Annotated in this window: 14 protein-coding genes; all 14 read right to left on the reverse strand. The window is 61.2% G+C overall.

Annotated elements, in window-relative coordinates:
• Positions 1-4 precede the first annotated feature (4 nt).
• The 14 genes from HYP802_RS0113890 to HYP802_RS0113960 all read right to left on the reverse strand — a co-directional run bounded on the left by HYP802_RS0113890 (position 5) and on the right by HYP802_RS0113960 (position 12099).
• A complete protein-coding gene (locus tag HYP802_RS0113890) occupies positions 5-547 on the reverse strand; it encodes a flavin reductase family protein (protein ID WP_013948063.1) in 543 nt (180 codons plus the stop codon).
• Between the two features lie 650 nt (positions 548-1197).
• Positions 1198-1632 carry a hypothetical protein gene (locus HYP802_RS0113900; RefSeq protein WP_024275940.1) on the reverse strand — a complete coding sequence of 145 codons (435 nt, stop codon included), beginning with the start codon at positions 1630-1632 and terminating at the stop codon, positions 1198-1200.
• A 44-nt stretch (positions 1633-1676) separates the two neighbouring features.
• Positions 1677-1886 (reverse strand): hypothetical protein, encoded by a 210-nt coding sequence (locus HYP802_RS0113905; RefSeq protein ID WP_024275941.1) that lies wholly within the window; start codon positions 1884-1886, stop codon positions 1677-1679.
• Complete coding sequence (locus tag HYP802_RS22370; protein ID WP_024275942.1) at positions 1887-2492, reverse strand: hypothetical protein; 606 nt, start codon at positions 2490-2492, stop codon at positions 1887-1889.
• Positions 2492-3502, reverse strand: coding sequence for a hypothetical protein (locus HYP802_RS22940; RefSeq protein ID WP_024275943.1), 1011 nt, complete (start codon positions 3500-3502; stop codon positions 2492-2494). Before HYP802_RS22940 ends, HYP802_RS22370 begins: the two co-directional genes overlap by 1 nt.
• A 46-nt stretch (positions 3503-3548) precedes the next feature.
• Entirely contained in the window at positions 3549-4598 is a 1050-nt protein-coding gene (locus HYP802_RS0113920) for a contractile injection system protein, VgrG/Pvc8 family (protein ID WP_024275944.1), read from the reverse strand.
• Between the two features lie 4 nt (positions 4599-4602).
• A complete protein-coding gene (locus tag HYP802_RS0113925) occupies positions 4603-4824 on the reverse strand; it encodes a tail protein X (protein WP_024275945.1) in 222 nt (73 codons plus the stop codon).
• Positions 4824-5222, reverse strand: a complete 399-nt coding sequence (locus tag HYP802_RS0113930; RefSeq protein ID WP_024275946.1) for a phage tail protein — start codon at positions 5220-5222, stop codon at positions 4824-4826. The genes HYP802_RS0113925 and HYP802_RS0113930 overlap by 1 nt, the downstream gene beginning before the upstream one ends.
• Positions 5222-7471, reverse strand: coding sequence for a phage tail tape measure protein (locus tag HYP802_RS0113935; protein ID WP_155831228.1), 2250 nt, complete (start codon positions 7469-7471; stop codon positions 5222-5224). Before HYP802_RS0113935 ends, HYP802_RS0113930 begins: the two co-directional genes overlap by 1 nt.
• A 127-nt stretch (positions 7472-7598) precedes the next feature.
• Entirely contained in the window at positions 7599-8195 is a 597-nt protein-coding gene (locus tag HYP802_RS0113940; RefSeq protein ID WP_024275948.1) for a phage tail assembly protein, read from the reverse strand.
• 75 nt (positions 8196-8270) lie between these two features.
• Positions 8271-8783 carry a phage major tail tube protein gene (locus HYP802_RS0113945; protein WP_024275949.1) on the reverse strand — a complete coding sequence of 171 codons (513 nt, stop codon included), beginning with the start codon at positions 8781-8783 and terminating at the stop codon, positions 8271-8273.
• Positions 8784-8859: 76 nt separating this feature from the next.
• Complete coding sequence (locus tag HYP802_RS0113950; protein ID WP_024275950.1) at positions 8860-10356, reverse strand: phage tail sheath subtilisin-like domain-containing protein; 1497 nt, start codon at positions 10354-10356, stop codon at positions 8860-8862.
• A 79-nt stretch (positions 10357-10435) separates the two neighbouring features.
• Positions 10436-10783, reverse strand: coding sequence for a hypothetical protein (locus tag HYP802_RS0113955; RefSeq protein ID WP_024275951.1), 348 nt, complete (start codon positions 10781-10783; stop codon positions 10436-10438).
• Positions 10780-12099 (reverse strand): hypothetical protein, encoded by a 1320-nt coding sequence (locus HYP802_RS0113960; RefSeq protein ID WP_024275952.1) that lies wholly within the window; start codon positions 12097-12099, stop codon positions 10780-10782. The genes HYP802_RS0113955 and HYP802_RS0113960 overlap by 4 nt, the downstream gene beginning before the upstream one ends.
• Between the last annotated feature and the right edge of the window lie 10 nt (positions 12100-12109).

A 12109-nucleotide genomic window follows, 5' to 3' on the forward strand; every position in this document is an offset into this window, starting at 1 on the left:
TGCTTCAAAGACCGGACGGAAGCTTGGAGGCCATCATCGTCTTGCGATCGAACTTGCGGCCATCAACGATAAATGTTCCGTCGCCGACGGCATGGATCATCCGCTTTTCTTTTCGCTGCGGATTGAGGTAAGCGGCGAGCGCCTCCAGCACGACGATATTGTGCGGCGAGACGAAGTCGACGACTTTGCATTCGATGTTGGCGAGGCATTCCTCGATCAGCGGCGCCTGGACGGACTTTCCAGCGCGCGCCGTCAGCTTGAACTTCGCGAATTTGTCGACATCGCTACCGGAACATGTCCCGATGCCCACGACCCGGTCCAGCATATCAATCGTGGGAATGGCAATAACGCATTCCCGCGTGTTTTGCAGGGCCGAGAAGGAATAGTTCCAGGCGCCTGTCGTGATCGCAAATACGGGAGTGAAGTCCATGACCATCGTCCATGAGATGGTCATGATGTTGTTCTTCTCCGCGTCGCGCGTGGTGACGAGCACAACGGGCCCCGGCTCGATCAGCGTGAACGCCCTGCTCAACTTCATCTCGTGCATCGCCAGCTCCCTTACACCGTCGAAAGAAGTCGCACGTGCGACTTTTCTCGAACAAAGGATTCCACTTATGTTCTCTCTGGGGCGGCTGCAAATGACTGAAATCAATGGCGATCCCGGCAGGACTTGAACCTGCGACCCTCTGCTTAGAAGTCTGGGCGATTCTCTTTTAAATCAAAGCCGTGTCCCAATTTCGTGCCTCAAATGCGGGTATTCTAACGCATTGATTTTGTTATGACTGCCGTTTCGAGTGAGACACGAAAATGGTCTGCCCCTCAAACAAAAAAAGCCCGCCCCTGCTACCACGCGGGGATGGTAGCAGAGGCGAGCGCGGCGCGCACCGGGAGAGAGGGCGCGCGCTATGAACCGACGAACGCGAGGGGGTTGCTCAACGTCGGCTCAGAACGAAGCTTGGCTATTGATGTAGCGGGCAGGATGGCGTTTGCCCGCCATGAGTCAAAATTGGGCGATTGGCGGCCGGTCCAAGTGCCGAACGGCCCCCGCCGACATTTCCGCAACGCGCCGGGCCGCCTCAATCCGCTCCTGTGCTGTCTCGTGATGCGACTCGCTCGATAGCTTGGCGTGCCGTGCCGGCGTCATGACAACGGCCACGGCCGCGCCGATCGACATGGCGAACGCCAACAGCCATAAACCTACTCGTGCCCTTCGCGGCCACTTGCAACGTAAGTATCGATTAGCCCCTTCAATGCTTCCGGATGGGACGCGACGCTGGCTGCTGCCACGATTATCGCGATGGCTATCGCGACTTCCTTCAGAGACGCGACCGCTTCGACGAACTCCTTCGCCGCCTTGATGAGTTCGATCAGAAGTTCGATCAACGCGTGTACCATGCTGCGCTTCTTTTCCGCCTCGTGATGCTCCGGCCCCGGCGGGCCTGTTAGACGGAGGTGCGTTTCGAGCGAAGCGACGCGCGATCCCAAATTCGCCATCTCCTTCGCCCCAACTTCCAGTCGAAAGTTGTAGTAATTGATCCAGTCGGTCGCCCAATTGTCCGTCTGGTCGATCCGCTCGATAAGCCGACCCAAAAGCACGCGCGAGTCGTTCTCGTCCCCCGTCGGCAAATTCATGGCCCGCGGCCCCCGATACCTGCGTCATTGTCCCCTCGATCGAGCTACTTCGTTTCGCCTTTGCACAACTCGGCTAAAGCGGCGTTAGTCCCTGCCGTCCACACGCGCGCGTCATCCGGCTTAATGTCGGAGACGCGGCCGGTGTATGGATCGAGAACGCTGCAGGCGCGCTCCTTCACCATCGGCGGCGGCGCCTTGGTCTCCGCACACGCCGCAAGCGCTAGCGTGGCGGAGATTACAAGAGCGGCTCGCATTTAGGTGCCGAACGCTTTCTTGATCTGAGTGACCCAAGCCGACCACGGATCAACCGTCTTTTTCGCTCGGATCGATGCACTCGATCGCGTGCGCTTCGACTTCGCAGCCGCGGCCTTGGCGTCGGCGAGCGCTTTCGCATTGGCATCGGCCGTCGCCTTGGCCACGGCGAGCGCCGCAGCCGTGTCCGAAGCTTTCTTCTCGGCGTCGATCTTCGCGCGCTCCGCAGCCTCGGCCTTTTCCTTCGCTGTCTTGGCAGCCGCAGCGGTTGCGTCCGCCTGCTGCTGATAGACGACCGCTTCCTGGCGGTAGGTTTCGAGGTCGCCCTCGCCCTGCTTGTGGCCGTTGTTCCAGCCGTACCAATTGCCAGCGACGAGCGCGATGCCGATGATGATGCCAACCCGCGGGTTTTTCACGCAATCAGCAATGGCCTTGGAGAGTTGCTCCCATACGAACGCGGCGGCGGTCTGAATGCCGCCGAGCAGCATCGAGAGAAGCGTGCCCCATCCGGGGAATGTGAACGATAGGCCCGTCTTCAGGAGACCGGACAGACCAATTTTGCCGACGACCCAAAGGCCGCCTTTGGCGATGAGATTAAGAATCCACATTAGTTGATACCCCCTCGGTTGAGCCACTTCTTGAGATCGATGTGTCGGCTGATCGCCCAGAGCAGCAGGACGACGCCCAACCAGGTCGTGACCGTCGTGAGATCGATCCGGGCGGTGGACGCCAGCCCGTTGATCACGCCCATCTGCGTGTCGACGTCGTTCTTGATGTCAGGCATCGATGAGAACGCCGAATTGAATGCCTGAGCGATGACGCTCGCGACGGCACCCGCTTTGAGAAGAAGTGTGCCCCAGAACGTGGCGTGCACCGTTTTGGACTTCAGAGCTTCGCCTACCGCAGAGGTGGGCGGCGCCGGCGCCGCGATCGCGAGTGGCTTCTCGGCGATCTTCGGCAGCAGCGGCTGCTCTTGCTCTCCGACGATCGACGGGTCGAGCTGGATCAGACACTGCAGCAACGGGAAGCAGCCCGGCTGCGGGTCGACGAACGACTTGCTAAATTTGCCATCGTCGACGTACTTGCCCTTCGTGTAGAGATCGGAACCTGCCAGCACGTAGGGCGATGGCAAGCCACGATTGAAGTAACCGCGGCCGTTGTAGTCTTCGAGAAACACGCCGGTCGCGCCGATCGTCCAAGGTCCGAACGTGTCGGCGTGCTTCATCATCAGCGCGTCGATGGCGCTCTCGAACCATTCGAACGGCGGCGAGCCCGCCTGCGGATGACCCTTGGGGACATGCGTGGTCCGCTTGGTCAAGGGATCGCCGTTGTGCAGATGCGTTTTGAAATCGCACGACGACTCGCGCTCGTGGATGCAGCCGACAACCGGCCACGGGATACCGAGTGCGAGTTCGACTTTCTTGTACTGCTCTTTGCCAGCGAGAACGCGCTTGGCCGCAACCATGGTGCCGCCCAGTCGCTCGGGACGCTGGTGCATTACGTCCCATTGCTGTTCGTATTTCGCGGCACGCGCTCTTTGGTCCTCGTCGAAAAACGCAGGTACAAGCGGTTCTGCAGACGCAAGCGCGGTCGCGCTCGCCTGGACAGGCAAGGTCATAGTTACCCCTCAATGTTTGCTGAAGTGAGCGCGAGAACGCTGCGCGTTACGCGATATCCGAATAATCGTCGCCGCCGGAGGCGCCGCCACCGCTGCCGCCAGCGTTCGGGATTTTCGTTTTGGCGGAAATATCGACCCGGTAGCCGCCGCCTTTGTCGAACTTGTGCGAGGCCGTCTCGATAATGACTGGCTGGCCATCCGCCTCGGGATGCACGCCTGCGTACATCATCGTCGCGCCGCCGCGCGCGCCGGTGTTGCCGATGATCCCGACACTCGTCGTCATCGAGTCTCGTTGAAGCTGATTGGCCTTCGCTGTGGCGACGCGCTTCGCTTCTTGCTGGTTCGCGACCTGGTGCCTAAGCGTCAACATCGCCATGCCGCGCGGCGCGCTCGCCGCAAGCTCATACTTCCGCTTACCCTCGTCGGTGTCGTGGTAGGCGGCGCGCACCTGCTTGTAGGCGCCGCGTTCGGTCCATTTGATGCTGCACGTATCCTTGATGATCATGGGCGGCGTGACGATCAGCGTGGGCAGCAAATTGCCGCTCGCCGTTGCCCCCGATCCCTTCTTCGCAAGGATCATTTTTCCGTCTTTGATCGCGAACACAGCATCGAGCCGACGAGCCATGCGATCGATGTAGTGCAATCCCGATTCCGAGAGTTGCGCGAAGTATCCATCTTTCCCGGCAAAACTCGCGATCTCGGGATCGACTTGCGCGACAAGGCCGTTCTCGCTGGCGACCTGCTGTGCCACCTGTCCGAATGTCGCGCCGTCCCAATGCCGGTTGCGATGCTGCTTGAGATCGTCACGCATGTCGGCGGACTTGCCTTGGATCGAAAGCGTGTAGGATAGACACTTCAGTTCAACGTCGTCGGCGGTGAAAGCTCCGAAATACTCACCTTCGATCCACGCGGCGATGATCGCCTTTTTTCGCGGCACGGCTAGGAACGGCGGCCCGGCGTTAAGCTGAAGGTCGATCGTGTCGGACGTCGTGCCTTCTTTGTCCGTGATCGTCACCGAAATCAGGCGATCGATAAACACTCCGGAGACGGGCTTGCCGTCTACGGTGATGATGATGGACGGATGTTCGGCCGACATTGCATCAGTCCCAGAGCTTCACGAGCGGCGTCTTGGAAAGCGTCGTCGGGAGATCGGGCAAAATGATCTTGATGCCACGCGGCAGGATCGCCGGTTGTTCTGAGAGCCGCGCGGCGTAGTTCGCGTCGAGCACAGCCTCAACTGCGCCGGATTGTTTGCCGTCGTAGAAACGATAACAGATCATGTCGATCATATCGCCGTCGACGGTGACGTAGGTCCGGGCCATCAGAGCGTCTCCAATCTTCTAAGCTCAATCGAATAGCTCGTCCGGCGCGCAAGACCGTCGTATCGGATCGCATCACGTTCCTGAGAAACGCGCTGTATCGCATGGCGGCCGTGGACCTTTCCCGAGAACGTCACAAGCATCAGCGGCGTGCCGCTCTTTGCCGACGCGCGGATACCTTCGAGCGACGACAGCCCGCCGAATTCTTCCTCGAACACGATGCCCTTGATCGCGAAGCGATCGTCGCGTGGGCCTGTCCATTGTAGGGCGGTCAGCCGGTAACAGACTTCGATTTCCGCCCACGGGGTATCGAGGTCGATCTCCTGCGTGTTGAACGAGAACCCGAGCGCGCGGAAGGCAAAGCCCCCCAGCGCCATCGGCGTCGGACCTTGTGCTGCCATCAGCGTGCTCCGTCGTGATAAGCACCGCGGAGCGCATTCGCGGCCGCCGCGGCCTGTGCGCTCGATGCGGCGGACTGAACGGCGGGAATACCCGCGCGCATGCCAGCGGCAAGGCTTTCCATGAGGCGCTGGCCTTCCGCCGAGAGATTGACGCCCGCGAAGATCGAACGAATTTGATCGGCAGTCTGTCGCGCGATCGCTATGACCTGATCGCTGGCTGCCGGGCCGTTCTGCCCTTGTGCACCGCCATTCGGAGCTTCAGCCGCTTGAGCGTCCCCGCCCATCCCCATTGTGAGGAAGCCCCACCCAAACGCTTTGATGGCGCTCAGGACGCTGCCGGTTTTCTGATAGTCCTTGTACGCAGCATAGATACCGGTGCCAGCAGACGCGCCTAGCATGACATAGCCGAGCCCAGGGATCAGAAGCGCGCCAGCGCGCGCCAGCAGGCTGCGGCCGGTCGTTGTGGCGGCGGTCGCGCCAGCAGCGCCCATGCCGGCGATCATAAGGTCGGAAGCCAACGCGCCGCGCGCGCCGGTCATTCCGAGGATCATTCTTTGGCTCGCGATTTTCGCGGCGGCCGAACCTGCCTTCCAGTTTTTCATGCTGAATAACGCAGCGCCACCGGCGGCACCCTCCGCTGCGCCGCCCCAGCCGAGCCAGCGCGCACCGGCGACCGCCGCGCGACCGCCTGCCTTTGCCAACCCTCCTAACGCCAGGAGCGGACCAGCCACTAAGCCTGCTAGAAGCAGCCCGCCGATCGCCGTGGTTACGGTGCCAGGGAGTGCACCGATGGCGGTCGAGAGATCAATAATCGCGCCTTTCGCCTTCTCGATCGCGCCAGTGTCCTGCAACTTTAGCTGCAATTCCTGCCACGCGCCGGCGACCTGATCGGCAGTGCCTGCCTCAGAATCCTTTCGGGCACTCATAGCGTTGTCGAGGAACGACCCGTCTACGGATTGAAGCTGCTGAAAGAGCGCGTATAGCTTGTCGTAATACTGAAAAATTGGCGTATCACGAGCATAGTGCTTGCCTTCGAAGATATCCATCAATGCGCCAGGACCGGCCTTTTTATCGACCAGCTCTTTGATGAAACCCTGAAGATCGAAATTTGAGCCGGTCGTCGTCACGGAGTTTGCGACTGCATTTCGAACCGACTCGCGATCGGCCTCCGTCGTCAAACCGCGATATTTCATCAGCCGGTTCGTCAGGTTCTGCTGGAATTCTGGGCTAGCCGTAATCCCTTTCTCTTGCGCGTGCTTTAGCTGCCTCTCGACCCATGCCTTCTGCCGTTTGCTAAGACCGCCGCCTAGCAGACTGTTTAACTGCTGCGTGGCTTTCCCCGGATAGGCGGCGACGCCGTCTGTATATTTGGCGCGATTGATGCCTAGCGCATCAAGCGCCTTCAGCCCCGCAGCGGTCGGCTTGATGACATGCGCCGCCATCGACTTAAAGGACGTCCCGAGTTCCGAAGCGCCGAATCCGTAGTTTGAGCCGTGCGCAAGCGCTGCCAGCGCAAACTCCGGCGAAATTCCCATCGACGCCCACTGTGGCGCGAACTGGCGCATGCCCTCGATGATGCTGCCAGGGCCGAGCGCGCTGGCGGCGCCGGCGACCGCAACCTTTCCGGCGATGCCCTTAATCCAAGCGTCAATGAAGCCTGGATCGTTAGCGTCTTTACCCATCTTCTTCGCAAGAGCTTCGCGCTGCTTTGCGTAGGCGTTGTAGATTGCGTTCATGAACTGCACGGCGTCTCCGGACGCCAACGCCTCGGGCTCGGTCATGTGAAGTCCGAGCGCGGCTTTCCATACGGAGTCTGCAGCCGGTCCAGATAGGCCGACCTTCTGCACTTCCTCACGCGCCTTCATCGTTTCATCGGCGGTCGTGCCAATGCGCGTCGCGAGTGCGCGAGCGCTTTTCGCCGTGGCGTCCATATCCTTTCGCCACGCCGCCCAGTCTGTTTTCCCGTCCTTCATGTAATCGGAGAGACGTGCGAAGCCGTAACCCCACTTCGACTCGTTAAAATTTTTAGTCGATTGCATGAAGGCATAGAGGCCCACGCCGGCGGCGGCTGTCGTCGTCGCCAGCGACCGGAAGTGCTCGCGAGCACGTCCGGCTTCCTCGCGCATAACGCGGAACGAGCTCGTCGTGGCCCGACTGCGCAATTGCTTCAGAGAAGTGGCGATGTTCTTCGCCGGACCCGATACGCGATCGGTCAGGCTAATAACGAGCCGTGAACTAAGATTAGCCACGAGGGCCTCTATTCGTCAGGAGGTTTCCGATAGAAGTTGACGGCTTCAATCCATTGGAAGGCATCATCGAGCTTGATGCGAAGCACGTCCGAGATCGACGAGTGCAGGCCGTCGCAGAGAGCGACGGCTATATTTCGCCATCCGGCATCGGGTCGGTATCGTTGAGAAAAGGGAGCAGCCATTCCTCCATCCGCCAAACGTCTTTCATTTGAAGCTTGGCGATAACCGGGATGGTGAGCCCAGACAGAACGGCGATCGACGCTGCAGTGACCTGATTGGGACCGCCCTTGACCTTCTCGATAGCAATGCCGGCCTCAAGGTCTGGCTCGCGCAGCGTGATCGTGGTGACTTTCCGGCCGCCGGCATCGATCGGATGCAGAAGCGTGAACGTAGCGCCGTCTGCTTCGGTGATCGGTTCCGGCGCATCCTCTGCGCGCTGCTCGATGATCGCCTGAAGCTTTCGAGAATCCTGCGTCTTCATCCGGCGGATCGCTTCCTCGGGCACGCCTGAGACGATCGCATAAAGCGCAATGACTTGGGCCATGCCTTCCGGCTTCTGATCCGACATGATGTGATCGGCGAGCGTCGGCTCCTTGATCGTGAGTTCGTTCCAGATCTGCGCCCCGTCGCTGATCGGCCGCGAAAGCGGCAATAGCGCCCCGGCGGTCGATTCCTGCGCAGGTTCCTGTGTGGCGGCGACGAGGCCGGTACGTTTGGTCGTCATAGTGTCTCTCCCTCAAAAATGAAAAAGGCCCGGCTTCCCCTGCCGGACCTTTTGGTTTGGTGACTGCGGTTTAGATTAGCTCACGAGCAAGGCGCGACGGATGTTCTGCGTTTGGCTTACGCCGCCGATCTTGATCTCGAACGGATCGATTTCGTAGATCGGCTGGCCGTCGATCTCGAGCTTGTAGTAGCGGAACGACATTTTGTAATCGACGTTCGCCACGTCGCCGCGCTTGTGAGCGTCCGGCGTCAATTCGCTCAGCATGCCGCGGAAGTAGGCCACCGCAGAATGCGTGGTGCCATCGTCGTCGACGAGAGCGCCGGTCGCCATGTATTCCGTCTCGACGCCGATCGCGAGGCCGAACAACGTCAGCACGGCCGGGTCGAAGCTCGTCATTTTGAAACCAAGCTCCGGAGCCTCATAGCCCATCGGAACTTCGATTTCGGTTTCCATACCCGCGTTGAAAACCTTCTCCATCTTTCGCTTGAGAGATGGGAAGCCGATTTCGCTCGCCTGCCCGATCTGACTGATGCGGTTGACCCAGAGCGTAGCGTTGCGCATCAAATAGCGCGGCCGTTCACTCGCCATTGCGTGAAACTCCTGTGTTCGATTGTTGCCGGTAGATGTGAAAGGTGGCCGACGAGAGCGCCGACCGCGCTAGTTGTTAGGTGGCGCTTGAGCCGATGCTCGTGCTCGTGCTCAGAGAGATCGAACCGCCTTCGATCGCCGCGCCGACGCGCTGCAGCAGCAGCGTGTAAGCTTGAATGTTCTGGTAGGCTTCGATGCGGATATCTTCCATCGGCGGCGGCACTTCGTACTTGATGGACAGCGTCACGCGGCCCTGACGAAGCTCGGTCGGCGCATTCAGTTCCTCATCGAGCCACACGTCCGAACCGCGCAGCAAGTAGCCCTCGGCTTCGAGCGTGCGCAGGAAGGCGCGGGCGCTTTCAACGAGAAACTTGAGATTGGCTTCGGTGAGCGGCTTGTCGACGAACTCAAGATAAGCCTTCTCGATCGCCTCGTTCACAAAGTCACGCGTGCGGCGGACCGACAGGAACGTGTTGGCCGTCGTGCGGTTGCCCCAGGTGCGATAGCCCTCGCCGAAATTTACGATCGTGGAGACGCAATTTTCGTTGAGGTAATCAGTCTGGTTGCCGTACACGATCGGCCGCGTGACGCCATCGATGCCGTAGATCAGCTCGTTCGATACCGACTTGACGAAGCCCTGATCGCGGTCGACGCGGCACTGGACGCCCGCGAAGCGCGCCGATGACGGCTCCGGAACGTAAGCGTCGAGATCGGTGTCATAGACCTGTACTTGCGGATCGCAGATCATGAACCGATCGGTGCCGTACTTTTCGCGCGTGATGACGGCCGCGTCGTCGGTCGTGTTCGGACCGTCGATGAAAGCCACGGCCTTCAATTGAGAGCAAATGCCTTCGAGTTCGTGGGCGACGGGATTGCCCACGGTGCCGATCGTGACCTGAAACGTGACGCCAGCGCCGGCACCGGCGTTGCTGACTTGGATCGTCGGCGCATCCTCCCCAGACTGGTAACCCCAGCCCGGCTTGACGATGGCGACGCCGGTGAATGCACCCTCGACAATGATCGGCGTGAGTTCTGCTCCATGACCGCTGCCGCCGACGACGGTCAACGTCGTATCCGGGCCGTAGTTCTCGCCCGGTGCAGTGACGGCGATGGCAGAGACGCCGTCCGAGGCCAGCGCCTGCGTGAAGCCCGGCGCAATGAAGATCCGCGGACCGAGGTTGCGGCCATAAAGACCTTCGATTTTGAACGCCGCGTGGACGCCGGTCATGGTCGGGCCATCGCCGACAATGTTCGATAGCGTCTCTTGGCTCGTCTGCCCCTGCTCGTGCCGCGTGACGTACACGTAGGCACCGAGGCGACTGTCGCCGCCCTGATCGAAGATGGCATCGAGCGCCTTGCGGAGCGTGCCCGTCGTCCCGAGCTTATCGGCGATCGAGTAGTTCGATGCACCCTTGATGAGGACGGGCATGTCGATCGGGAACGTGTCCTCGTCGGCGTCAGGCGCGGTGCCGTGTAGCGAGATGACCGCCGACTGCGACGTGCGGATGCTGATCACGTCCTCGTTGACTTCGAACGTGCGCGTGCCGTGGTGGAAAGAAATGTCGACTGCCATCGTGTGGGCTCCTTGCAGGTGAAAAAAAAGGCCGCCCTGCAAAGGCGGCCTGATTGGCGTTTCAGATTGTCGGTTAGGGTTAGGCGGGGAACACCGCCGGGTCGGCGTCGAGATTGCCAGAGGCGACGGTTAGGCTCGCTCCGGATGCGAGCGTCACCTCAAGTTCGTGCGTCCACTTGCCAGCGGGCAACTCGCCCTTCGGCACAGTCACGCGGGCGACATTGGAGGACGCGCCCATGATCACGATTCCGTCGTTCGGTAGAGACGACTTGGAAACCGTTCGGCCGCCCGCGATCAGGCGCGGCCTGATCCCCCAGCGCAGAATTGCCGTTGAGAGATTGATTGGCGCGCCGGTGTCTTCGTCGACGACGGCAACGTCGATAACGACCGTGTCGCCGGCCCGCGTCTTGATCGGAACGTCAATCACAATTTGACCTCTATCGTTACGTCGGCGCGCGTGAAGCCGACTTTTGCGGTCGCCGTGAACGGCGATGTTTTGAGCCCAGCCGTAACCGAAATGATCAGGCCGGCAGTCGGCGCACCGAGCACCGGCCTGGGCATCACAAATCCGAACTCGATGCCCTGCGCCGCAAGCGCATGGCGCTGGCGCAGGTCGGGCGGAACGATAATCGGGGCGCCGCCCGCAAGATTCGCAGCGCGAAGCTTTACGATGCGGCCGAGTGCGGGCGCTCCGACACTCGGCGCACCGGATGCAATCGACGACGCCTCAAGGACGGGAACTTTCCCCAGCGTCGGAGATCCGACGACGGGCGCGCCGGCCGTGGTCTCGACCGCGGTGAGCTTGTTCGTCTGCCTCAGAACCGGCCGATCAATGGCGGGCGATTTAGCAACGATTTTCTGCGCCGCGAGCGCATGGCGCTGGCCGATGACGGGCCGCCCCGCCGTAGGTGCACCGGCGTCATTCGACGAAGCCGTCAGGGCATGTTTCTGACCGAGAGTAATGCCATCCGCTACGGGAGCGGCGGGCGCGACCGAGAGAGCGGAGAGATCGTGCCGCTGTCCCATTGCCGGGCTGCCGACCGCCGGGATTCCCGCCGCGATGCCATCCGCGACAAGCTCACCTTGAACGCCCATCGTTGGCACGCCGACGCTCGGCGCTGCTGTCGTAAGGTCTCTGGCATCGAGCGCGTGTCGCTGGCCGATGGCGGCCTGTGCCGCTGCAGGTGTGCCTGCGCCAATCGACAAGCCCGCCAACGCGTGTTTCTGGCCGAGCGTGACGCTATCTTCCACCGGAGCGGCGGACGCGACCGAGAGAGCGGAGAGATCGTGTCGCTGTCCCATTGCCGGGCTGCCAACCGCCGGGATTCCCGCCGCGATGCTATCCGCGACAAGCTCGCCTCGAACGCCCATCGCCGGGACGCCGACGCTCGGCGCTGCTGTCGTAAGTTCTCTGGCGTCGAGCGCGTGTCGCTGGCCGATGGCGGGCTGTGCCGCTACAGGTGGGCCTGCGCCAATCGACAAGCCCGCCAGCGCGTGTTTCTGGCCGAGCGTGACGCTATCTGCCACGGGAGCGGCGGATGCGACCGATCGTGCAACGAGATCGTGCCGCTGTCCCGTCGCTGGGCTGCCGACGACTGGACTTCTCGACGAAACAGCGCTCGCATGTAGCGCGTGATTTTGGCCCAAGCCCGGAGCGCCGACTGAAGGCGGCGAAGCAACGATGCCATCGGCCGCAAGGTCAACGACCGTCGCTTTGTCAGGCGAGAAAAACAGTAGGAACATGCTCAGGCCC

This window comes from Hyphomicrobium sp. 802, assembly GCF_000526135.1.
Lineage (GTDB): Bacteria > Pseudomonadota > Alphaproteobacteria > Rhizobiales > Hyphomicrobiaceae > Hyphomicrobium_B.